20 protein-coding genes and 1 pseudogene are annotated in these 23,147 nt (G+C 66.1%); 9 read left to right on the forward strand and 12 right to left on the reverse strand.

All coding sequences use genetic code 11. The features are described 5' to 3' along the window. The first annotated feature begins 480 nt into the window (after positions 1-480). Together lpxA and AB1L88_RS09075 are read left to right on the forward strand one after the other, a co-directional pair. Positions 481-1,302, forward strand: a complete 822-nt coding sequence (gene lpxA / locus AB1L88_RS09070; RefSeq protein ID WP_367096326.1) for an acyl-ACP--UDP-N-acetylglucosamine O-acyltransferase — start codon at positions 481-483, stop codon at positions 1,300-1,302. Between the two features lie 272 nt (positions 1,303-1,574). Continuing rightward, the gene (locus AB1L88_RS09075; RefSeq protein WP_367096327.1) at positions 1,575-2,948 is read left to right on the forward strand and encodes a neutral/alkaline non-lysosomal ceramidase N-terminal domain-containing protein; all 1,374 of its coding nucleotides are present in this window, start codon (positions 1,575-1,577) and stop codon (positions 2,946-2,948) included. A 105-nt stretch (positions 2,949-3,053) separates the two neighbouring features. Here AB1L88_RS09075 and AB1L88_RS09080 read toward each other — a convergent pair whose 3' ends face one another. From AB1L88_RS09080 to AB1L88_RS09090, 3 genes are all read right to left on the reverse strand, one after another. After that, positions 3,054-4,379, reverse strand: a complete 1,326-nt coding sequence (locus tag AB1L88_RS09080) for an MFS transporter (RefSeq protein WP_367096328.1) — start codon at positions 4,377-4,379, stop codon at positions 3,054-3,056. 112 nt (positions 4,380-4,491) lie between these two features. Beyond that, positions 4,492-6,048, reverse strand: coding sequence for a hypothetical protein (locus tag AB1L88_RS09085; protein WP_367096329.1), 1,557 nt, complete (start codon positions 6,046-6,048; stop codon positions 4,492-4,494). 132 nt (positions 6,049-6,180) lie between these two features. Continuing rightward, positions 6,181-7,818: an MFS transporter gene (locus AB1L88_RS09090; RefSeq protein ID WP_367096330.1), complete on the reverse strand. Its 1,638-nt coding sequence runs from the start codon at positions 7,816-7,818 to the stop codon at positions 6,181-6,183. A 292-nt stretch (positions 7,819-8,110) separates the two neighbouring features. Here AB1L88_RS09090 and AB1L88_RS09095 point away from each other — a divergent pair, with 292 nt between their 5' ends. Next, positions 8,111-8,560 (forward strand): hypothetical protein, encoded by a 450-nt coding sequence (locus AB1L88_RS09095; protein WP_367096331.1) that lies wholly within the window; start codon positions 8,111-8,113, stop codon positions 8,558-8,560. 59 nt (positions 8,561-8,619) lie between these two features. Here AB1L88_RS09095 and AB1L88_RS09100 read toward each other — a convergent pair whose 3' ends face one another. Continuing rightward, positions 8,620-9,357, reverse strand: a complete 738-nt coding sequence (locus tag AB1L88_RS09100) for a polysaccharide biosynthesis/export family protein (protein WP_367096332.1) — start codon at positions 9,355-9,357, stop codon at positions 8,620-8,622. A 297-nt stretch (positions 9,358-9,654) separates the two neighbouring features. On the opposite strand from AB1L88_RS09100, the gene AB1L88_RS09105 reads away from it, so the two are divergent. Together AB1L88_RS09105 and AB1L88_RS09110 are read left to right on the forward strand one after the other, a co-directional pair. Continuing rightward, positions 9,655-11,199, forward strand: a complete 1,545-nt coding sequence (locus AB1L88_RS09105; RefSeq protein WP_367096333.1) for an alkaline phosphatase family protein — start codon at positions 9,655-9,657, stop codon at positions 11,197-11,199. Positions 11,200-11,268: 69 nt separating this feature from the next. Further along, entirely contained in the window at positions 11,269-11,520 is a 252-nt protein-coding gene (locus tag AB1L88_RS09110; protein ID WP_367096334.1) for an acyl carrier protein, read from the forward strand. A gap of 15 nt (positions 11,521-11,535) precedes the next feature. On the opposite strand, the gene AB1L88_RS09115 is transcribed toward AB1L88_RS09110, so the two are convergent. The 3 genes from AB1L88_RS09115 to AB1L88_RS09125 all read right to left on the reverse strand — a co-directional run bounded on the left by AB1L88_RS09115 (position 11,536) and on the right by AB1L88_RS09125 (position 14,802). Next, entirely contained in the window at positions 11,536-13,170 is a 1,635-nt protein-coding gene (locus tag AB1L88_RS09115) for a GH3 auxin-responsive promoter family protein (RefSeq protein ID WP_367096335.1), read from the reverse strand. Between the two features lie 86 nt (positions 13,171-13,256). After that, a complete protein-coding gene (gene olsG, locus AB1L88_RS09120) occupies positions 13,257-13,838 on the reverse strand; it encodes an ornithine lipid N-methyltransferase (protein ID WP_367096336.1) in 582 nt (193 codons plus the stop codon). A gap of 106 nt (positions 13,839-13,944) precedes the next feature. Next, positions 13,945-14,802 carry an alpha/beta fold hydrolase gene (locus tag AB1L88_RS09125; protein ID WP_367096337.1) on the reverse strand — a complete coding sequence of 286 codons (858 nt, stop codon included), beginning with the start codon at positions 14,800-14,802 and terminating at the stop codon, positions 13,945-13,947. 327 nt (positions 14,803-15,129) lie between these two features. On the opposite strand from AB1L88_RS09125, the gene AB1L88_RS09130 reads away from it, so the two are divergent. After that, positions 15,130-16,104: a TIGR01777 family oxidoreductase gene (locus tag AB1L88_RS09130; protein ID WP_367096338.1), complete on the forward strand. Its 975-nt coding sequence runs from the start codon at positions 15,130-15,132 to the stop codon at positions 16,102-16,104. A 24-nt stretch (positions 16,105-16,128) separates the two neighbouring features. On the opposite strand, the gene AB1L88_RS09135 is transcribed toward AB1L88_RS09130, so the two are convergent. Further along, positions 16,129-17,427, reverse strand: coding sequence for a serine/threonine-protein kinase (locus tag AB1L88_RS09135; RefSeq protein WP_367096339.1), 1,299 nt, complete (start codon positions 17,425-17,427; stop codon positions 16,129-16,131). Between the two features lie 320 nt (positions 17,428-17,747). On the opposite strand from AB1L88_RS09135, the pseudogene AB1L88_RS09140 reads away from it, so the two are divergent. Continuing rightward, a pseudogene (locus AB1L88_RS09140) lies at positions 17,748-17,867 on the forward strand (HAD family hydrolase); the annotation flags it as partial. Between the two features lie 201 nt (positions 17,868-18,068). Here the strand turns inward: AB1L88_RS09140 and AB1L88_RS09145 are convergent. The 4 genes from AB1L88_RS09145 to AB1L88_RS09160 all read right to left on the reverse strand — a co-directional run bounded on the left by AB1L88_RS09145 (position 18,069) and on the right by AB1L88_RS09160 (position 20,453). Then, the gene (locus AB1L88_RS09145; RefSeq protein ID WP_367096340.1) at positions 18,069-18,377 is read right to left on the reverse strand and encodes a Gp49 family protein; all 309 of its coding nucleotides are present in this window, start codon (positions 18,375-18,377) and stop codon (positions 18,069-18,071) included. A 132-nt stretch (positions 18,378-18,509) separates the two neighbouring features. After that, on the reverse strand, positions 18,510-19,022 hold the full coding sequence (locus AB1L88_RS09150; RefSeq protein ID WP_367096341.1) for a hypothetical protein: 513 nt from the start codon (positions 19,020-19,022) through the stop codon (positions 18,510-18,512). Beyond that, on the reverse strand, positions 19,019-19,996 hold the full coding sequence (locus AB1L88_RS09155) for a hypothetical protein (protein ID WP_367096342.1): 978 nt from the start codon (positions 19,994-19,996) through the stop codon (positions 19,019-19,021). The genes AB1L88_RS09150 and AB1L88_RS09155 overlap by 4 nt, the downstream gene beginning before the upstream one ends. A 196-nt stretch (positions 19,997-20,192) precedes the next feature. Next, a complete protein-coding gene (locus AB1L88_RS09160) occupies positions 20,193-20,453 on the reverse strand; it encodes a hypothetical protein (protein WP_367096343.1) in 261 nt (86 codons plus the stop codon). Positions 20,454-20,725: 272 nt separating this feature from the next. Between AB1L88_RS09160 and AB1L88_RS09165 the strand changes: the two genes are divergently transcribed. Both AB1L88_RS09165 and AB1L88_RS09170 read left to right on the forward strand, forming a co-directional pair. Next, on the forward strand, positions 20,726-21,619 hold the full coding sequence (locus AB1L88_RS09165; RefSeq protein ID WP_367096344.1) for an HAD family hydrolase: 894 nt from the start codon (positions 20,726-20,728) through the stop codon (positions 21,617-21,619). A 215-nt stretch (positions 21,620-21,834) separates the two neighbouring features. Beyond that, positions 21,835-23,127 carry a diphosphate--fructose-6-phosphate 1-phosphotransferase gene (locus tag AB1L88_RS09170; RefSeq protein WP_367096345.1) on the forward strand — a complete coding sequence of 431 codons (1,293 nt, stop codon included), beginning with the start codon at positions 21,835-21,837 and terminating at the stop codon, positions 23,125-23,127. Positions 23,128-23,147 lie beyond the last annotated feature (20 nt).

Here is a 23,147-nt window from a genome sequence, read left to right on the forward strand (position 1 = left end):
GCGGAACGGGGGTCGATTGAGGGGTGAAGGGGCACGTTGGGGCCGCAGATCGAGAAGATTGGCCTTTACGCCCGGGCGGTTCTGCTCTATTTCAAGGTCTCGAAGATCGCACCCCGCCGAGTTACGACGACCGTCGACACGGGGCAACGGACCTGTGGCGCCGATCCGCTCGAATTCGATTCCACTTCTTCGTGACCTGCGCCCCCGATTCGAGGGTTTCTCCGCCCCAGCCGCCCTGGCCTTCTGACCACGACGAGGTCGAGGGCCGGATCGCCCCGGTTCGATGAGAATCGTGCCGGTGTGGGCCGAAGGATCGGGCGCGATCAGCCGCGACCAGAACCGCCCGCCGGGGAAGTCGTCCCGGCGGTGCGGGGCCTGAGCTTCCGAAGTCCCTCAAGTTCCGGATCCCCTGGGGTCGATCCTGGAACTTGCTGGTCGAACAAAGCCAGGCCGGGCGACCCATGCGGAGGGCGAGTCACGATGACCTTGGCAGTCTCCGGACTGATCCACCCGACGGCCGTGATCGGTCCCGACGCGGAGATCGCTCCCGACGTCCGGATCGGCCCTTATGTCATTATCGAAGGCCCGGCCCGGATCGGGCCGGGGTGCGTGATCGAGGGCTACGCGTGCCTGAGCGGCCCGCTCGAGATGGGCCGCGAGAACTACGTCGGCTACAAGGCCGTCATCGGCAAGGGCCCCCAGTCGCGCACGTATCGGGGGGAGCCGACCCGCCTGATCATCGGCGACGGCAACTCCTTCCACGATTACGTCACGATCCACCGGGGCACCGTCGAGGGGGGCGGGCTGACGGCGATCGGCAACGGGAACATCCTGCGGCGGGGCGCCCACCTCGGTCACGACGTGATCATGGGCGATTCGTGCCTGCTCGAATCGGACGTGCTGCTCGCCGGCCACGTCCAGATCGGCGATTGCTGCGACCTGGCCAGCCACGTCGTGATCCAGCAACGGGTCCGGATCGGCCGCCTGGTCCGCTTCTCCGGGCTCGGCGGCAGCACCAAGGACGTGCCGCCGTTCGTCGTCCAGGAGGGGTACAACTGCATCACCTCGCTGAACTTGCAGGGCCTACAGCGGATCGGGACCCCGCCCTCGGTGATCGATGCGCTGGGCGAAGCCTTCCGGACCCTGTTCCAGGAAGGCCGCAACCAGGGCGAGGCCCTGGAACGGGTCGAGACTCGGCTCGGGTCGATCCCCGAAGTGCAGGAAGTGCTCGACTTCATCCGAGACACCCGGATCGGCATCAACCATATTCGCAACGAAGAACGGCGCAACTGGTGCGCCTGAGCGTGCCTGGACGAGGATCGGACCCCGGACCGGCCCCGGTTTGCTCGGGCAAGCTCGCCGGTCCCGGGCTCTCGATGGCACCGTACGCCCGACCCGGACCACGCGCGGTGGCCCGGCCGACGGCTTCGGCGCGTTGACAGCCCGGCCGGATCACCCCATCATCAAGGCCGTCTCGACCGCGATGGGCCCCGTGGCGCGATTCCGGAGGCGTGACGGGGTTCTCAGGTTCGATGGTTCTCGCACTTCTTGACGCGACAGCTCGGAGAATGAGGATGGCACTCGTGTTTCGATGGCTTCTCGGAGGGGCCTTGGTCGGGTCGGTCTTGCTCTCGACCGCGACGGCCTCGGAGAAAAACGCCTGGAAGGCCGGTCTGGCCAAGGTCGCCATCACCCCCGAACGTCCCATGTGGATGGCCGGATATGGGTCGCGGAGTCGCCCGTCCGAGGGGGTCTTGCACGACCTCTGGGCCAAGGCCATGGCGCTCGAAGATCCGGACGGGACCCGGGCCTTGATGGTGACCCTGGACCTCTGCGGGATTGACCGCGAGTTCTCCCTGAGTGTCCGGCAGAGGATCGCCGAGCGCCACGCGGTCCCGATGGATCGCATCGTCCTGGCCTGCTCGCACACGCACACCGGGCCGGTCGTGGGGACGAACCTGATCACCATGTATCCGCTCGACGACGAGCAGAAGCATCGGGTCGACTCGTACACGGAATTGCTCGGCGAGATGATCGTGGAACTCTCCGGGCAGGCGATCGAGAATCTGACCGAGACTCGCCTGTCGTGGGGCCAGGGCGAGGCCGGATTCGCGGTCAACCGTCGTGAGAACGACCAGAACAAGGCGGACGAACTCCGGGCCGCGACGGCCTTGAAGGGGCCGGTCGATCACGACGTCCCGGTGCTCTGCATCAAGGACGCGGACGGCACGGTCAGGGGGGTGGTCTTCTCCTATGCCTGCCACTGCACGACGCTCTCGGAGAATTACTACTCCGGCGACTATGCCGGTTACGCGATGATCGAGCTGGAGAAATCGTACCCGGATGCCGTCGCCCTGTTCGTGGCCGGGTGCGGGGCCGATCAGAATCCCTTGCCGCGCCGGACCGTCGAGCTGGCCGAGAATTATGGCAAGCAGCTTGCCGAGGCCGTGCGACGGACCGTCAAGGGGCCGCTCCGGCCGGTCCTCGGTCCCCTGCGGTCGGCCTACGAGGAAATCGACCTGCAGTTTGCCCCGATCCCGGGGCGATCGCAGTGGGAGGCCGAGGCCAAGGCCGACCAATTCGCCCTGGCCAATCGGGCGAAGATGTTCCTGGCCCGGCTCGATGCCGGGGAATCGCTCCCCCAGTCCTACCCCTATCCGGTCCAGGTCTGGAGGCTCGGCGACCTGACCTGGTTCTTCCTGGGGGGTGAGGTGGTGGTCGATTACGCCCTGAGAATTAAGCGGAACCTCGGCCCCGACACCTTCGTCTCCGCCTACTGCAACGACGTGATGGCCTACATCCCGTCGCTCCGCGTGCTCAAGGAAGGGGGCTACGAAGGGGCGGGAGCGATGATCTACTACGGCCAGCCCGGCCCCTGGGCCGAGGACGTCGAGGAACGGATCATCGATTCCGTCAACGAGTTGCTGCACGAGACGAACGCCAAGTAGCTCGTCCAGGCCCTGGGGGGGAGCGAACACCGAGACTCCCTAAGGGGGGCAGGTGTCTCGCCCCCTTCGACTTCGGGCGGAGGTCGGATCGCTGGCGTCGGGCGATCACTCCGGAGGCATCGCGGGTTCGATGGGCTCGAGTCCGATCGCCCGACGACCGATCCGGTCCAGAATCCGGCTCGCGCCGAGCAACATCGCAAGGGTGCCGCAGAGCACCCCCGAGGCGACCAGGACCGGCTCGACCCCGAACCATTGCGAGAGCCGCCCCGTGAGCAAGGCCCCGAGCGGGACCGAGCCGGAGAAGACCACCATCCAGACCCCCGCCACGCGGCCCCGGAGCTGATCCGGGACGTCGAGCTGCACCATCGTCTGGATCGACGAGGTGAAGGTGATCGCGCCGAACCCGGTGCCGATCAGGCAGAGCATCGCCACGGTCATCGGCCACCACGACGGCCGGTGGTCCCCCAGAAGTCCCGGCAGGAGGCCCGCCCCGGCCAGGGCCAGGGCGAACAGGGCCAGACCGGTGACGATCAGGTCCTCGCGCCGGAGCCGGCCCCCGACCCGGGCGACGATCAAGGCGCCGGCCACCGCCCCCAGCCCGACGCACGCGAGGAGCACCGAGTATCCCAGCGCTCCGGTCCCGATCGAGTCGCGGGCATAGGCCGAGAGCATCGCGTTGTAGCCCATCCCCGCGGTCCCGAAGAATGCCATCAGCCCGAACAGGAGTGCGACCCGCCGATCCCGCCGCAAGTAGGCGAAGCCGCCGAGCACGTCGGACGGCCCCTGGCCCGACCGGACATGCGGGGAATGCCGCCTCGGGATCGAGAGGACCGCCGCGATGGCCGCCAGGAAGCTCAGCGCATTGAGGATGAACGGGGAATTCTGGCCGAACCAGGCGAGACAGACCCCGGCCAGGGCCGGGCCGATGACCCGGGAGGCATTGAACAGGCCGACGTTCAAGGCGATCGCGTTGCCGAGATGCTGCCGCCCGACCAGTTCGTAGAGGAAGACCTGGCGGGCCGGCATCTCGAACGTGTTGCCGACCCGAGCCAGGGCGAGCAAGGCGATCAGGTGCCAGAGCTGGATCACCCCGGTCGTGAACAGGGTTGCCAGCGTGATGGCCAACGCGAGCTGGATGAGCTGAGTGGTCAGGACCGTCGATCGCGGGTTCGTGCGATCGGCCAACGCCCCGGCAAACAGCCCCACCGCCAGGCCGGGCAGGAGGTTGGCCGCCTCGACCACCCCCAGCCACCAGGCCGATCGGGTCAGGTCGTAGACGATCCAGTTGACCGCCGCCGCCTGCATCCAGGTGCCGACGAGGCTCACCCCGTGCCCCATGTAGAAGCGCCGATAGAGGGGATTCTCGGCCAGAGCTTCGAAGGTTCTCCCCCGCCGCTTCCGAAGTGATTCCGAAGGGGAGGCGGCGACCATGAGGACTCCGAGGGGCACGTCTTGGGGTGTCGGCGACGGGTTGAGCTTCCATTATCGGCCCAACGGCCCCGCCCGACAATCGCTCCCGAACACTCGGGGTGGGAGGGGAGGCTCAGTCGGTCGCCTGGGTCGTCGAGGATCGCTCGGACAACCCTGGGGCCGGGGCCGGGAGTGACCGCCCGCGAATGGAGCGAATCGCGTGCCCCCCCATCACCACGGCCCAGGCAGCCAGATAGGCGAACAGGGCCATCGGGAGCCATCGGACCGCGTCGGCCATCGGGATCATGCGAGCGAGCACGGGCAAGACACCGATCGTCGCCCCGAGCCCCCAACCCAGGAGGCCATCGAGCCGGATTCCCGGAGCAGGCCCCGGCAACGCCGGTCGATGCTTGAGCCAGTCGGCCGTCAGGACGCCGAGCATTGGCGCGACCAGCCCCGCCGTCAGGTCGATGACCAGGGGGACGTTGGCGGCCAGCCCCGTGACCATCAGCGGATAGGCCACCACGGCTCCCACGACCCCCCAGGCCCATCGACGGGGACGCTTCCGAATCGTCTCCAGGCGGTTGCTGTAGGCATACGCCGCGTAGACGGCCGAGGCGAGCGACCCGAGGCCGAGCACGATCAGGGCGATCCCGCCGAGAATCCCGCCGAGACGCGTCTCCAGGATCGTCCCCAGGCGGTAGGCATCGGGATTCTTCGGCAGGAGGAGGAGCGGCTGCGAGTCGTCGGCGATCCCCAGGTCATCCCCCGCCAGAGGGCTCGATCCCCCGGATTCGAGGGGGGCCTGGTCGATCGCATCCCGGCCCAGGGCGCCGGCGACGATCAGCAGGGCGATGGTGGCGATGATCGTCGGGGCGAGGGCGACGCCGACGACCCCCGCCTTGCGGACGTCTCCCGAGCGGTTCAAGGTCGCCCCCCAGTTGACCGCCTGACCGGCGACGATCGCCGAGAAGCCGAAGACGAACTGGACCATGCCCCAGAAGGCGGGGCCGGTCTCCAGCCGGGCCGTCACGGCCGGGTCGGCCAGGGCGTCTCGGTAGGCGGGAAGGCCGGAAAGCGACCAGACCATGGCTCCGGCATAGCTGAGGGCGATGAAGACGGGATAGACGACCATCAGGGCGGCGATCCACCGGATAAACCGCGTCGAAACCAGGGCCGCGGCGACGGCCCAGAGCATCGCCGTCGCCGCGTACACCGTGCTCTGCGTGATGGGAGAGCCGATCGGCCCGGCCCGCAGGTCTCTCGGATTGATCAGGCCGGCGGCAAGGAGCCCTCGGAGGTTGAACTCGACGGCGTAGTGGACCGCGACGGCGAACCAGAAAATCTGGATCAGGCCGAGCAAGAGACCCGGGACGAGCGCCGAGCCCCGGACCCCGAACGCCGAGGTGGCGACGACCATCAACGGTTGCCGAGTCCGGAGCCCCTGCAGGGCGGGCCCGAGGAACAGCAGGACGCAGGCCAGCAGGCCGCCCAGCGCGGCCCCGGTGATCGCCGGTTCGAGCCCCCCCACGGCCAGGGTGGTCGTGGCGATCGAGTCGGTGAATGCGATCCAGAGATAGCCTGAAATCAGGACCCCCGCGACCCGGCTCGACCAGGGATCCCGGACGGTCGATGGGTTCTGCAACGCCCGTTGCAGTCGAGGGGGCCAATCCGCGTCTCTGAAGTTCATCGGGAAGATCTCAAGCACTGCTCGATCGTCGGAAACGACGCGAAGGGCAGGGGACCGATCAAGTCCAACCTTCTCGGTCGGAGCGTCGGACCCTGCCCTGCGACGTCTCGAACCAGGTGGGCAAGTCGTTCGTTACAGCTCGGCCGGACCTTCAACGCCCCCGGTCATCATCTCCGACTCCTCCTTATCGGTCACGAGCATTTGCGGCTTGTATCCGCCCTGCGACCGGTAGTAGAGGATGAGGAGCATGTAGCTGGCGAACATGATGCACGGGAAGATCGCCACGGTCATCAGCGCGTTCTTCTTGGCGGCCTCCCGGATCGAGGCGACCTCGGTTTGTTGCTCGGCCGGAAGCTGGTCGATCTGCTCCTGGATGAGTGGCCGGTAGGTCCCGAAGACGCTGATCCGCTCCTCGCCGACCACCTTCTCGAACACCTCCGGGTTGGTGGCCTGGAGCTGCTCGACCGCCTCCTTGTCCTGGATGTTCCCGAGCAGCGGGTTGCCCAGCACCCCGACCGAGAGCATGCCGACCCCGGCGATCGTGTTCAAGGTCATGGCCCCTCCCTTCGGGTACTGCTCGGCCACCACTCCCAGCATCGTCGGCCAGAAGAAGGTCTTGCCGAAGCCGTAGAGCGTGGCGGCGGCGAGGATCATCAAGCCGCTCGACTTCGACAGGAAGACCAGGCCGCAGGCGGCCAGCAGGGCGCTGACCGCCAGGAGGCCGAGCGGCGAGATGCGGTGCACGATCGGACCGGCAAAAAATCGCAGGATGAGCATGATCAGCGACGTGTAGACCAGGACCCACCCCGGATTGAGGTTGAACCGGGTCATCTCCGGCTCCATCAGGGAGGTGATCCAGCTATCGGTGCCCAGCTCGGTCGTCGCCAGCGGGATCATGATGAGCAAGAGGAAGATGAAGATCGGCCGGCCGGGGGCATGCACATAGGCCCCGAACGCCCCGGTCAACACGGCCACGATCACCAACCGGGCGATCAGCACGTTCCGGTCGCTCATCCCCTGGAACAAGACGCCCGATTCCATGAAGACCCGGGTGATCTCCCAGACGAGCATGACCGAGACGATGAGGGCGCCGATGACGCCCACCTGCTGCAGCATCGCCTTGTACGAGACGCCCGCCGCGACTCGCTCCGACACCGGGAACTTCTGCGGGAGCATCAAGAGCCCGTAGGCGATGACCGGCAGGAAGACCAGGCCCACCTTGTACTCCCAGCTCAGGCCACCCATGGCGATCGTCAGGATGCCGCCGAGCACCAGGCCGCCCGGCCAGCCGGCGTGCAGGATGTTCAGCCACTTCGTCTTGGCGTTCGGGAAGAGGGTGGCGACGACCGGGTTGATCACGGCCTCCACCGTCCCGTTGCCGAGCGCCATGATGAACGAGCCGATGTAGAGGACCCAGTAGCCCCGGATGCCCAGGCTCTCGGTCAGCGGCCTGGCGAAGAAAAGGATCAGGGCCGCCCCCAGGTGGGTGGCGAAGGCGAAGGCCATCGCCTTGCCGTAGCCGATCTTGTCGATGATCAGGCTGAACAACACGATGCTCACCGCGAACGGCCAGAGGCCGACGCCGAAGATCTCCCCCTTCTCCGTCTCGGTCAGGCCGAAGTCGGCCTGCCACTCGTCCATGATCAAGACTCGGGTGATAAACGCGAACGCCGTGGCGATCAGGGCGATGAAGCAGGACCAGAAGAGGAAGAGGTCCCGCGACCCGACCTTGGCGGTGCTCGCGGCGTTCGGATCGTCGTGGTGGCTCATGAGGTCGGCTCCCTGGAGGCTCTCGAGGGCGTGGATCGACCTGAGCGATGGCGGTTCACGCCATCCTCGGCTCGACGGTCGCGATGCAGCACGCCCCATCCCGGCAACACGTTCGGGAAAATGGACTGAGTCGGCAACGTCATACCCGAGCAGGACGGTACAATCAATCGACCACTCGGCTTTCAATGCCGTCGAATGGCTATTTGAATCATTCCGGCAGGACCACCGGCCCTGAATCGGGCGATTCGCGGCGAAGATGACGTCCTGAATGATGTCGAAGGAGGCGTCTCGAATGAGTCGTTCCACGCTGGTTGCGGCTGCCGACGAGGCCCCCCGGCGCCGCTCGCGATGGGTCAAGCGATGCGTCTGCTATGCCTGGGCCTCTCCCACGACCGCGGTCGGGCTGGCCGCCGGGGTGCTCACCCTCTGCTCCGGAGGCCGGGCGCAGCTCCGCTCCGGCGCGATCGAGTTCCACGGCGGCTTCTCGCACTGGTATCTGCGCCGTTGCGCCGGGGCCGCGGCCATGACGCTCGGCCATGTCATCATCGGCCGAGACCACGAATGTCTCGATTGCTGCCGCGACCACGAGCAGGCCCACGTCCGGCAGGTCGAGCGCTGGGGCCCGGCGTTCATCCCCGCCTATTTCCTGGCAAGCGGGTGGGCCTGGGCACGCGGGCAGCACTACTATCTCGACAATTGGTTCGAGCGTGACGCCCGACGAGCTTGCGGCGAGCCTTGGTGATCGAAAAGCGGGGATTCAGACAACGCCGACCTGATCACTGCGAAGCGTCTTCAGGGCGATCAACCACCCAGGAGGGTTTGAAGAATTCCCCGTTCCTTGGTCCCGGGCACGACGATCCGGTCGCCGGGGAAGACCTGATAATTGGTCGTCGTGTCGCCGCGATCTCGGATCGCTTCCCAGTCGATCCGCAGGACGACATCGGGCTGGCCGAGCGTCTGGGGCCGGGAGAGATAGGCTTTCTCGGGGAGGCTATTGGGGCGCAACCCCGCCTGCAAGATCGCCCGGAGCACGGTCTCCCCGCCCGTGTAAGGAATGGGCCCCTGGTTCGAGACGGCGCCGATGACGTAGAAGAACTTGCTGCGGGACGGATTCGCCAGTCGGACCGACACCTCGATCGGGTCGTCGGGGGTCTCGCCCTCGCGTCGGAGACGATCCTTCAGGCGTTCGGTGATGACGGCCTCGGCTTGCTCGATCGTCAGGCCGACGACCGGGAAGACGCCCCCGAAGCCGAGGTCGATGACCCCGTCGGGCTGGACCGTGACGATCCGCTGGGTCAGGTCGATCGACGAGGGTCGAACGATCACCTCCAGCTCATCGGGCGGTTCGATGACATAGGGCGGCAAGAGGACCTGATTCAGCTCTCGGGGCTGCCCCAGGTCGACGACGCCGTACTGGGGGATCCGTCGTTCCTCCTTGCGTTGCTGCAAGGAGCACCCGGATAGGATCCCTAGTACGGCGAGGCCGGTCGCCACGCCGAGCATGATGGAACGAAACGGTGCGCCCCCGCGTCCGATCATCGGACGACGCCTCCCTGGTCGCGGTGCCAATCCCTCGGCGAGTCATCTCGGATGCCAGGCGCCATCCCGGCCGGCACGTCTCACGTCTCCTGTGCTCAAGAGGATCGGCGAGGCGATGGGTCCGGCTTGATCGAATCTCGGATTGACCGCCGGGGCCGACCGGGATAGGGTGCGACGTCCCCTCCGGATGCGCCTCCGGTTCCGGCAAGACACCTGGCCGGAACGATTGGGCGCAAACTCAGGACGAGTGCATCGGAGGGGTGGTCCTCCCGGCCAAATCATCGCGAAGGAGTGCGTATGCCGGGCCCCGCCTCTCGGGTCGTCTATCTCGGGCTCGACGGCGCCACCGAAGCGGTTCTGCGGCCTGCCTTCGATCGGGGCTGGATGCCGAACCTCCAGGCGCTCTGGCGACGATCGGCGACCGGCACGCTCTGGTCCTCCGAACCGATGGTCACGCCCGTCGCCTGGACCTCGTTCCTGACCGGATGCCATCCGCCGACCCACGGCATCCACGAGTTCCACTATCTCGACCCGGTCGATCGGACCATCTTGCCGAACCATGCCGGCCGGATCCGGGTGCCGACGCTCTGGGACACCCTCTCGGAACGTGGCCACGAGGTCGTCAGCCTCGGCCTGCCGATGACCTATCCCCCGCCCGACGTCCGGGGCCTGGTCGTCGCCGGGTCCGACGCCCCGGGCCTGAAATGGGCCTTCGCCCAGTGCCCCGAGTTCGGAGAGGAAATCCTCCGCGACCTGCCCGAGTACTCGCACAAGGTCCTCTGGAAGCGCCGACCCCGATCGATCGAGGAGCTGCGGGCCGTCTCCCGGCGCAATCAGGACGTCTTCCGCGCGCAGGCCGACGCCGCCGAGCGGGCCGACGCCCGGTGCGACTGGACCGCCATGATGGTTCATTTTCACAACCTCGACGGGATCCAGCACCGCCTCTGGCCCTATCTCGACATCGACGAGACGGCCGAGCACCAACCGGAATGGACGGCCGAGGTCGTCGATTGCCTCCGGGAGCTCGACCGGGCGGTCGGGCGATTGCTGGAACTGGCCTCGCGGCGCGACGCCGCCGTCATCGCCCTGTCCGACCACGGCTTCGGCCCGTGCCGTGCCCTGGTCGACGTGAACGGCTTGCTCTGCCGGGCAGGATTGCAGCGGCGGCTCCCGTATGGGACCCGCATCTCGTATCGCTTGCGTCGGCTCCGCGACCGCTTCGATCGCTGGCGACGACGACGGACCCCGGACGGCACCGCCCGCCGAGGTCCCAGATCCATCGAAGGGGAGGTCGGTTGCGACTGGTCGAAGACGGTCGCCTTCGCGCCGTTCGGCCAACTCTGCGGCTCGATCTTCCTGAACCCGAGGCTCGTGTCGGGCTCCTCGGCCGCGTCTCGGGTGATCGCGGAAATCATCGACACCTGCCGGGCCGCCGAAGATCCGGAGACGGGCCAGCCCCTGTTCGCCGACGCCTTCGACGTGGCCGAACGCTACAACCTCGACCCGGCGGCCGAGGGCTTGCCCGACGTGCTCGCCCCCTCGACCGACGGCTACCAGGCCATGGCCAAGTGGGATCCGTTCTGCCGGTCCTTGCTCCGGCCCGATCCGAACCTGCCGGCCACGCACCGGACCGATGGCGTGCTGGCGATCGAGGGCCCCGGAGTCGTGCCCGGCACACGGCTCGACGCCGAATTGCCCGACATCGCGCCGACCTCGCTCGCGATGCTCGGCCTGGCCATCCCCGACGTGATGGAGGGCCGTGTCCTGGAGGAGGTTCGAGACCATTCCCGGGCCGGGGCAGTCGCTCGCGCCTCGGTTCCGGATCGGCCGGTGATGGACTGAGCGGCCTCCTGCCCTCCGAGACCCGACGTCTTTTTCCCCCGCAAACCAAGACTCCTCAGGACCGAGCCCATGGACGCCATTCGAAGCACGATCCGAGACTTCCTCCTGCTGGAATTCCTCCCCGGCGAAGACCCGAACGAGCTGACGGACCAGACCCCGCTCATCACCGGAGGGGTGCTCGACTCGATCAGCACCTTGCGGCTGGTGGTCTTCCTGGAGGAACAGTTCGCGGTGAGCCTCGAGGCGCATGAAGCCGGGGTCGATCACCTGGACACGGTCGAGCAGATCGCCTCACTCATCACCCGCAAGAAGGCCGCCTGAAGCGCCAAGGGGGTCTTACGCGGTCCCGGAAGGAGACGACGCCCCACCGGCCCGACGATCGTCCAGGACGGCGCCCGCGTCCCGGAAGAATCCGGCCAGCTCGGCGGTGAGCTGGCCGGAGCCGTCCATGCGGGGCACCTTGTGCTGGCCCCCGAGCTTCCCCCGCGATCGCATCCAGTCGGTGAAGGCTCCCGGCCGCACCGAGCAGAGCGCGGGGATCGGCAGGCCCACCCCTTCGACGCGGTGCGCCGCGTAGTCGGCGTTGCGTCGGCTGAGGTCGGCGTCGAGCGCCGACCGGAAGGCATCGAGCGAGGTCGGCGGCGTCGAGAATTCGACCAGGAAGTGATGATGGCCGAGGGCGCCTTCGAAGACCGGCCCCGCGTGCCATTCCTGCACGGAAGCCCCTGATTGCCCGGCGGCGACGGCCATGGCGGCCTCAATTTCCTCGCTGATCAGGTGCTCTCCGAACGCCGAGAGGGTGTACTTGGTCCTGCCGGTGAAGCTCAGGAGCGGCGGGTCGAGCGACTCGAACCGCACGGTGTCGCCGACCAGGTGCGCCCACATCCCGGCACAGGTCGAGAGCACGATCGCGTAGTTCACCCCGACCTGCGCATTGCCGACCCAGTGGCGCGAGGGGTTCGGCCGATCCAGCTCATCGACCGGGACGAACTCGAAGAACAGGCCGTTGCGCTCCAGCAATCGGAGCAGGCCGGTTGCCTGATCGCCGTAGGCGATGAAGCCTTCGGAACAGGGATAGGTTTCCTGGAGCGCGATGCGGTCGCTCCCGAGGATCCGGTCGAAGGCGGGGCGATAGGGGTCGAACTTGACGCCGCCGTGGACGACGACCTCGAGCGTCGGCCAGACCTCGGCCACGCGCTGCGCGCCACTCCGCTCCAGCAGGCGTTCGAAGAACATCAGGAGCCAGCTCGGCACGCCGCTGATCAGGGTGATCGGCTCCGACCGGCTCCGATCGACGAGGGTCGAGAGCTTCCGGTCCCAGTCGGTCTCGTGGGCGAGGTCGACGGGAGGGAAGGTGTAAGGGCGCAGGACCTCGCTGACCTCGAGCGACGCGATCGCGCTCAGGTCTCCCTGCCGGATGCCCGGGGCAGGCGTTTCCAGGTCGGTCGAACCGCCGAGAAAGAAGATCTTGCCCTCGAAGATTCGGGAATCCGGGCGGGAGGCCATGAACGACCGGACCATCGACCAGGCCGCCGCCCGGTTCGAGGCCAGCATCTCGCGAGAGACGGGGATGTACTTGGTCGTGCCCTGGGTCGTCCCGCTCGTCAGGGCGAAATACGGGATCAGGCCGGGCCAGGTCACGTCCCGGAGCGTCGGGTACGGCCCGGCGAGGTAATCGTCCCAGAGCTGTTCGTACGACCGGAGCGGGACCGATCGCTGAAAGGCGTCGACGAAACGATCGGGCGAAGCATCTGCCTCGCGGAGGATGCGGTCGAAGCGGTGGTCGCGGCCGAACTTCGTGGCGCGGGCCCGGGTCAAGAGTCGGGCCAGTTGCCCCGCCTGGGCGGCACGGGCCTGGCTCGATCGCGACGATCTCGACACGCGGGCCGCGGTTCGGATCGCCCGGTTCACCGCCCGCTTGATGGGAGGGAGGCCGACGATCCAGGACAAGGGGGACGAGGCTCGACTCATCGGGATCTCAAGGCAGCGGGTTGAGGGGCCGGGTCGCCCGGGATCGCGAGGCGGAGTCGAGGCCGTTGGATCGTGCCGGGGTCGGATCAATCGGCGATGGGCTTCACGCCCCGGCAGAAATAGGCACCGGCGGGGGGGATGTTCCGCGGCTCGAAGGCGAACCGCACCTCGTCGAAGTGGCGGCGATAGAAGCGGAGATAGACCCAGGGCATCTCGGTGATCTGATTGAAGGTCCCGGACGGTTTCAAGACCTGACCGACCGCGCGGAACAGGTCGCGCTGGAGGTCCCTCGGGAACGAGGGGACCGGCAACCCCGAGACGATCGTATCGGCCCGCTCGATCCCCCGGTCCCGGAGCATCGCGGGCAGGTCGCGGACATCCCCCTCGATGATGTCGAGGTTCGGCCGGGGTGGGAAGCGATCGCGCAGGACCTTCACGAAGTCGGGGTCGCGTTCGAGGACCAGGAGGCGGCAATCCGGATGGGCCTTCTTGACCAGCTCGCGGGTGATCGGGCCGGTCCCGGCACCCAGTTCGATGAGGATCCGGGCCCGATCCCAGTCGATATTCCGCACCGTCGTCCGGGAGAGCCAGGGACTGCTCGGGGCGAGGCTGGCGATGGCCGTCCCGTGGCGGAGGAACTTGCCGAGGAAGAGAAACGAATCGTTCATGAAATCCCGGACCAGAAGGGCGGGTGGCGGCGTGTCCCGGCCGCGGCGTTCGCCGCGATCCGGGACACGAGGGGAGAGCGAATCGGAGACCGCGGGCGGGCAAGGCTCAGTGCGTGGCGACACCCCGAGCCTTCTTCAAGGCCCGCTTGGCGCTCAGGGTCGGCGGGATGGAGCCGAGCCGCCCCTTGAGGAACCGGACGACCAGTTTGTTGACCAGGCCCGCCCGCTCGATCTGAGGCGCGTGGCCGCATCGAGGGATGACGATCTGTCGGGCCTGGGCCATCCGGTCGGCGGCCCGGACCGAACCGGGGATGTCGGCGATGATCCGGTCGTCCTGCCCCCAGATGAAGAGCGTCGGATGCGGCACCTCGCCCAGCAGGTTGCCGACCGAGTGGCCGACGGTCCCTCGGAGGGTCCGCAGGACCCCTTTCTTCCAGCGACGGTCCTGGAATTTCTGCTCGATCGCCTCGACGAGTTCGTCGCCGGCGAATTGCGTCTTGAAGAAGACCGAGCGGACGAGCGAGTCGTAATCGCTCCGACGCACGCCGTCCATGACCGGCAGGTTTTCCTCGCCGTGCAGGCCGGACGGGCAGATGAGGACGAGTTTCGCCACCTTCTCGGGATGACGTGCGGCGTAGGTCAGGAGGATCTGGCCGCCGAGGCTCGAGCCGACCAGGTGATACGGCGGCTTCTGGACGAACTCGTCCAGGTAGCGCGCCAGTCGGTCGGTCAGGTAGTTGATCGTGACCTCACCGCCTGCGTCAATATGACGATGCAGGTCGTCCCCCGCGTAGACGAGGAGTTCGGGAACCTTCACGTCGAAATGCCGCGACCAGGAATGCCGGTTGGCAAACCAGCTCTCGGCTTGCTCGGCGAGCCCGTTGACCAGGACGAGGGGATGGGAACGCCGATAGCTCCGGAGAGCCAGTGGCATATTGAAGAAATGGCGCCCGTTCGTCTTCATCGGATCGGTCGACTCTCGGATGCACGAGGGGAAATCCGGCCGGGAAAGGGCCGAGGGTCCTGGGCGATCGATCCGTCAATCCCGAAACTTCCGGTGTTCTAACTCCCAGGACCGGAGCCGCAAGTCTACCATACGATCTCCGAGCCTTGACACGCTTTCCCGGCCCAAGATCCATGACTTTTCGGTGAAGATTCCCGCCGGCCCGACCTCGACCCGGGAAATCCCGGGGCGGGTCCCGCCAGGAGGGCCAACCCCCGTGGCGCCCGGCGGTGCCGGTTGCCCTCACTTCCGCCCGTCGGGTGATGCCAGATAAAGGATCTCGAACTGATGCGAGTGTTCATTGCGGGGGGGACCGGATTGATCGGTTCCCGCCTGATTCAGGAGCTGGTCGCGCGGGGCGACCGGCCGGTGGTCCTCACCCGCCGGGCGTCGTCCGTCCAGGATCGTCCCCTGTTCAAGCAGGCGGAGGTGGTGCAGGGAGACCCGACGACGAGCGGCCCCTGGCAAGCGCGGGTGGACGGCTGCGATGCCGTGGTCAATCTCACCGGCCACAATCTCTTCGCCCGACGCTGGTCGCCCGAGGTGAAACGCCTGATCCGCGACAGCAGGGTTCACCCGACCGGACACCTGGCCTCGGCGGTTGACCGTGCGGCCGATCGGCCCGGCGTCTTCGTGCAGGGTTCCGCGATCGGCTACTACGGCATGACCGGGGATGAAGAACTGACCGAATCCAGCCCCCCCGGATCGGATTTCATGGCGGTCATCTGCCGCGAATGGGAGGATGCGTCGCGATCGGTCAGCGAGCGAGGGACTCGACTCGTGATCGTACGCACGGGGATCGTCCTGGCGAGAGGGGAAGGGGCCCTCGGGGTGATGACCCCGCTGTTCAAGTGGCTCCCGGGCGGAGCGGCCCCGGTCGGGAGCGGGTCGAATCCGCTCGCCCCGGCGACCGGGAGGCAGTGGATGAGCTGGATCCACCTCGCGGACATCGTCGGCTTGCTCCTCCTGGCGATCGACTCGGACACGGTCCGGGGGCCCTTGAACGGCACCGCCCCGAACCCGGCGCGGAACGTCGACTTTTCCCGAGAACTCGCCCGGGTGCTTCGCCGCCCCTTCGTGCCGATCGGGCCGCCCGACCTGGTGCTCCGGGCCGTCCTGGGAGAGGTCGCGCAGACCGTCACCAAGGGCCAGCGCGTCGTGCCGGCGAAGGCCGCCGAACTCGGCTACCGATTCGCGTTCCCGGATCTCGCCCCGGCGCTCGAAAACCTGCTCGGATCACGACCGGCTTCGGCGGCCTCCTGAGCTGAAGCGATCGCGGGCGGGAGGCTACCCACCCACCAGGACCCCCACCACCAGCCCCACGCCGAAGGCGAACGCGAGCAATCCCATCATCAGCAACAACGCACCGATCGCCGACCGCTCCGCCAGCTGGGCCATCGGCTGGAACCAGGAGGGGTATGCCGGGGCGACCTTCACATACTTGACCTGCGGGGCAGCGGGCGGCGAGGGGGGCGACGGCGAGGCCGGGGGCGACTTGACCTGGGGGGATCCCCCGCCCCCGCCCGCTGGTTGGGCCGACCGCTTCCTCACGAGCGACTGGAGGGCATCGGCCGCCGCGGCCGCGTTGGGATAACGGTCCGACGCTTGTTTCGCCATCAGGCGAGCAAGCACATCGACGACCCGATCGGGCAGATCCGGGCGCAGCTCCTTCACCGGCACCGGGTCCTGGTTAATTCGGGCGAACATGCGATCGAGCGGGGAGCTCCCCGGATACGGCAGGCGCCCGGTCAGCAGGTGGTACATGGTGCATCCGAGGCTGAACAGGTCGCTGACCGGCGACAGCTCCTTGCCCATCGCCTGCTCGGGGGACATGTAATCGACCGTGCCGACGGCGACCCCGTCGGCCGTGGCGAAGGCCGACTGATCGTCTGCTTCCATCAGGGTGGCCAGGCCGAGGTCGAGGACCTTGATCGTCCCCTCGGGGCTGAGCAGGAGGTTCGACGGCTTGATGTCGCGATGGACGATCCCCTGGTCGTGGGCGTGCTGCAAACCGAGCGCAGCCTGGGCGATGTAGCCGACCAGTTCGGCCGCGGGAATCCTCCCCTGGGACCGAAGCCGCTGCCCGAGGCTGTCTCCGGCGACGTATTCCATGGCGATGTAGAGGATGCCGCGGTCCTTGTCGGCGTCGAAGGCGCGGACCACGTTCGGATGATCGAGCTTGCCGACCAGGCGCATTTCCCGCTGGAATCGGGCGACGACGCGTTCGTTGTTGCTGATCTCGGGCGCGATGATCTTGAGCGCCGAGATCCGGTCCATCATCCGGTGCTTCGCCTTGTAGACCCGGCCCATCGAGCCGGCCCCGAGCTTCTCCAGGATCACATAGCGCCCGATGGTCAACGCCCCGGGCCGGTTGGCCAGCAGGCGTTTCGCCTGGTATTCGGTGAGCATCGCCTCGGAGACGAGCCGCTGCGCCAGCTCGCCCGAGTCCATCGGGTAGTCGCCGGCCAGGACCTTCGAGCGAATGTCGGCCAGACGAGCGTCGGAGACGACGGCCGCCCTCTGGAGCGCTTCGAGGAACTCCACGGGGACGTCGCGCTCAGATCGAGGCCGCTCGCTCGTTGCCATGACGCGGGGTCCCCGGGGAAGGATGTTTCGTCGAGGGAAGCGTTGACCACTCATCTCTCAAAGCATTGACAAGACACTAACATACGACTCGGGCCGAGACAATCGATTCGGGCGAGTCGCCATGCGGTCGTGCCCCCTTGTTCCCGACGGTCCCGATCGAGTAAAACCACTCTTGCCCGGCCCGTCCCGGTTCGTCCGGACGGCCCGAACTGCCGGCGGAGCGATCGCCGGCCCCTTGGACCACCCGGCTCGCGGGCTCCCGACCTCCGGAGCGCCCGGCCGTCCCCACGTTGTGCCGTTGTTGAGAGAGAGAGACGCCCATGTCGGCCGCTTCCGATCCCCAGGCCGCACTGAGAGACTTCGCCAAGGCCCACGAATTCTTCGTCGGAATCGACAGCGACGGCTGCGTCTTCGACACGATGGAGGTCAAGCACAAGGAGAGCGATTACGGAACGTTTGCTCACATTAGCGAACGCTGAAAACCACTACCCTGTTTCAACTTGCGTCACATCGAACTTTGCTCCTCACTCCAAAACCTTAGCCAGACACCCCCGGATTTAGCCAGAAACCTTAGCCAGAACGGTCGCGGCGGGCGGCTTGGATCGCAGGGGCGGGGTGAAGCAGCGGGTTTAGCCAGTGCCTCATGCTGCCGCTCTGAGCTTGTTCTTCTCGGCCAAAAGAAATCCGAAGAGCGGCCAGAGCTGCCGGAATGCATTGTCAAAGGCAATCTTCTCGCCGATCTGCTGATTGTAGTTTTCCGGTTTCACGCATGCACTCTCGCCCCGAACGGAATAGCCGTTGTCGAGCGTGATGCTGCAAATCGTCACCGTCTCGCCCAAACAGTGAAAGTCAGTCTTGGCAATGCGGGATTCCATGTACTCCTTCGTCACCCGCTCGGCGGGCGATGCAGCGAGAAGTTCGTTCAATTTTTCGTCTGAGATGATTTTCATAACAAGATCCATACTGCTAAATTGGCAAGGCAATTTGCACTTATATCACAATCGTTTTCCAGTGAAAACTATTATATTGCATATTGTATCGATAATTTGAATTTTGACGACAGTAATTCGATCTGAGAACGGCTAATTCGATTCAGCCACGCCCTCTGGCTGTTGCATCTCCATCTTGATCCGTTCGATTTCCACCTGCTTCTTGAACGCGCTGTATAGGCGGATCAGGTCGGTGGCGTTCTTCATCATCGAAAACAGATTGAACGTGCTGTAGATGAGTAGGATGAAGGCCGCATGAGCCATGATGTCGTTCTTGATGCCACCCACCATATTCAAAGCTGCAGTGGCGAAGAAAAACGCAATCATAGCCGTGAGGAAGGCACGCGAGTAAACCCGGTCATCCTGCTTGCGGGCAAGGTAATCGCCGAACAGGCTGCCCCGGATATTGATGAACGTCAGCCAGACCGCAAGCGCGGCGGAGAAGAGGATACCGGTCAGGTCGTTCCATTCGGCCCAGGTGCTTTGGATGAAGGCGGAAAGCTGTTCAATGCTGACGAAGACCCGCGCAAGTCCATACATGGCCGCGGTGCCGATCACCTCGACGGCATAGCCCCAGAAGATCGCCCAGCTGATTTTGATGGTCATGTCCCATCCTGCGGCGGCTCAACGGCCTCATTCTCCGGGGGCGGTTCGATCACCCGGTTAATTTCCGTAAGGATTGATGAAACTATCGTCCTGCCTTCCTGTGTCCTCGCCAGCGTCCCCAGCCCGCGAGCGAAATCCCTCACTCCTTCCATGCCGATTTGGATGCGAGCCGCCGACTGGCCGGTTGTGACCTTTTCCTCCCGCCCGTTGCGCACCCCCTCCATCGTCACTTCGCCCTGCTTGTAGCCCGCGTCTGCCATCGCCGCCGCGGCATAGGGCAGCTTCCCCTGCTGCTGGCTCAGTCCGTCTCGGTTCTTCATGTCTTGCAGGAACTGGCGAATTCCGCCCTCTTGCATCTCGTTGTAGAGATTCCGGGTGAAGCGGGACAGTTCCGGGTTCGGTAGTTTCAGATAGACACGCAGTCGCGTGAGCAGGGTGAACGAGCGGAAGGTTTCCAACACCTCCGAATCCTGCGGGATCGGCTCAATTCGCACGTTGGAGCGGAAATCCAGCGTATGGGCCGATCCATCGAAGATGTCATGCAGGGATGCTCGCCACATCTGCGAATCCATCAGGCTACTGTTGTAGGCAACCGCCGCGATGTGCCGCTCCATGAAGAACAGGATTTGCGTCGTCGTGGCGATGGGCGGATCGGGCGTCGAAGTGCCGGTGACAATGTTGTCTTCGGTGACAATCGGCCCCTGCTGCTGGAGCACCGACCGGGCGAGGGTTATCCCGATGATCGGGCTGTCGGTCAAGCCGGGCGCCTCGTATTCCGCGAACTCGCGCACGCTATATTTATATTGGTTGACCGGCCCATCGACGGTGACGTCCAGTTCGGCTTCGACAGACTGCCGGAGGATGGCGATGATATCATCGTCGCTCTCCACCGGCCGCCCCATGAAATTGAGCGCACGCTCATCATCAATCACTATCATCCTGTACAGGTAGATGTCCAGGGGGCGGTCGGCCATGGAGAACTCCACTCGATAACCGCGCAGAATCACCCACCGGGCCGCGAGAGGATGCCCTTGGCCCGGAGATTACCCATCTTGTCGCGTAAGCGTGCATGGGGCAAGGGGCAGGTGTGACCACCGAAACGCGATGGGCGCAAACAAAAGGGAGGGATTGCCCCTCCCTTTCGGCCGCCAGATTCGCTTCCGCGTGGCGTCACTCACGCAGGGTCTTGGCCGCCTTCATCAGATCGATGGCCACCGAGCGCAACGCCGCCTCGGCCCCGCTGCGTGCCGCCGGAGAATCGGTGTTTATCTGAGCATTGGCCATATGATCGGCATAGGCTTCGAGCATCGAAGCCGCCTTGTCCATGGCTACTTTTGTGGCGGTTTCCGCCGCTGTGGTCGCCATGGACTCTACTAGCTTTTGGAACTCCGCCTTGCTCATTTGAATCATATCGTCATGCGCATCAGCCATGCTTGTCTCCTCGCTGGCAATAGTGAGGCGTCCTCCTGGGGACTTGGCTCCCCCGTGAGTGACAGGGGGTATTCTACCTGCGCGGTGGGATATTGGGGAAGGGCGGCACCCGAGAGCTTGGCCGATTGCATGGAAGCTCCCGCACTCTCCAAACCCGCTCGACTCTAGCCAGAAGTGCTGCACCTCCGGTATCCTGTGCGGCATTGAGACGCCCGATTTTAGCCCGGCAACTAGCCAGGGGATGAAGCAGCTCGTTTGTCAGGGAATCCGCGATGACCGATCCGCAGGCCGCGTTACGTAACTTCAAGCAGCAGAACGACTTCTTCGTGGGGATCGACTCGGATGGTTGCGTGTTTGACACGATGGAGGTCAAACACAAGGAGTGCTTCATCCCCAATATTATCAAGTACTTCGGGCTGGCCGCCGTCTCGAAATACGCGCGGGAAGCCGCCGAATTCGTCAACCTCTACTCGAAGCATCGCGGCATCAACCGGTTCCCGGCCCTGACCGAGGCGCTCGACTTGCTCGAACGACGCCCCGAAGTCACGCGGCGAGGGGTCAAGCTCCCCGAGTTGCGCGGCCTGCGCGATTGGATCGCCCGGGAATCGAAGCTGGGCAACCCGGTCCTGAAGGCCGAGGTCGAACGGACCGGCGACCCCGACCTGACGCTCTGCCTGGAGTGGAGCGAGGCGGTGAATCGGACCGTCGGGGAGATCGTCCACAACGTCCCGCCGTTCCCGATGGTCCGCGAGTCGATGGAGGCCCTCAAGGGCAAGGCCGACGTGATGGTCGTCTCGGCCACCCCGGTCGAGGCGCTGACCCGAGAATGGGAAGAGCACGACCTGGCCCAGTACGTCGGCCTGATCGCCGGGCAGGAGCTCGGGTCGAAGAAGGAGCACCTGGGACTGGCCGCGGGAGGCCGGTACGCCCCCGACCACATCCTGATGGTGGGCGATGCCCCCGGCGACCGCAAGGCCGCCGAGGCGAACGGCGTGCTCTTCTACCCGATCAACCCGGGCTTCGAGGACCAATCGTGGCAGCGGTTCCACGACGAGGCGCTCCCCCGGTTCTTCAACGGCACGTATGCCGGCGAGTACATGGCCGACCGGATCGCAGAGTTCGAGGCCCTGTTGCCGGAGCGGCCGCCCTGGGAATCGGCGTCCTGAGCCGAGCCAGGCCTTATTGCACTCTCGCTTCGCCTCGAATCGAGTGATCGAGTCATCGCAGGGCAGCTCTCGGTCGAAAAACGGCGTTGCCCTTCGCCAGGATTCCGCGAACCGTCCCGAGCCAACCGCCCCGCCTGAATCCGCGGCTCCCTTGTCGGGACCGCGATGAGATTCCCGGAACAATCCCGGGGATCGCCACACCCTGAGGTGCCCCAATGCCCGCGTCCAACGTCGTCGTGGCCCAGTCCGGCGGCCCGACCTGTGTCATCAATAACAGCCTCCGCGGGATCGTCGAGACCTGCTTCCGCCTCCCCGATCACTTCGGAAAGGTCTTCGCGGGGCGGTTCGGGATCGAAGGGGTCCTCAAGGAAGAATTGATCGACCTCTCGGCCTCCCCGGCCGAGGAGATCGCCCTCCTGCGCACCTCGCCGGCCGCCGGAGGCATCGGCACCTGCCGGTACAAGCTCAAGCCGGGGCAAGACGAGGACTTCGCCCGCGTCGTGGAGGTGCTCAAGGCCCACAACGTCGGCTACTTCTTCTACATCGGCGGGAACGACTCGCAGGACACGGCCCACAAGGTCGCGCAGCTCGCCCACGAGAAGGGGCTCGACCTGATCGCGACCGGCGTGCCGAAGACGATCGACAACGACCTGGGAGACAGCGAGTTCACCCTGCTCGACCACTCGCCCGGCTACGGCTCGGTCGCCCGGTACATGGCGCAGTACGTCCGGCAGGTGAACGAGGAGAACGCCGGGAGCTGCCCGGCCGACCCGGTCATGGTCATTCAGGCGATGGGCCGGAAGATCGGCTACATCCCCGCCGCCGCCCGGCTGGCCGACCCGAATCGCGAGATGCCGCTCCAGATTTACATGGCCGAATCGAAGGTCAGCCTCGAACAACTCGGCCAGAACGTGATTGAGACCCTCCGCGAATTCGGCCGCTGCATCGTGGTCGTCTCCGAGGGGTTCGACGTGGGGGAGCTGGGCGCCTCGCGCGACACCTTCGGCCACGTCCAATTCAGCGCCAGCCAGACGACCGTGGCCCAGGTCGTGACCAATTACATCAATTCGCTCGACCTGCCCGTCCCCGGCAAGGCCCGCTTCCAGATCCCGGGGACCGACCAGCGCAACGCCATCGCCTATGCCAGCGTGGTCGACCTCGACGAGGCCTACCGCGTCGGCTGCCACGCGGTGGCCGTCGCCCGGGACGACGGCAACGGCTACATGGCGACGATCCTCCGCGACCGGACGCGGGGCGGCTACAGCGTCACCTACGACAAGGTCCCGCTCGAGCAGGTCGCCGCCAAGGACCGGTCGTTCCCCGACCACTGGATCGCCCCGAACCGGATCGACGTGACCGACGAGTTCGTGGAGTACGCCCGCCCCTTGATCGGCAGCGACTGGGTGAGCGTGCCCCAGGTCGACGGGCTCGCCCGGTTCGCCAGGATTTCCCAGGTGCTCGCCCCGAAGAAACTCGCGACCTACGTCCCCCAGACCTACCGCGGCTGAGACCGATCGTCGCACGCGTG

It is taken from the genome of Tautonia sp. JC769, from assembly GCF_040717455.1.
In the GTDB taxonomy this organism is placed as follows: domain Bacteria; phylum Planctomycetota; class Planctomycetia; order Isosphaerales; family Isosphaeraceae; genus Tautonia.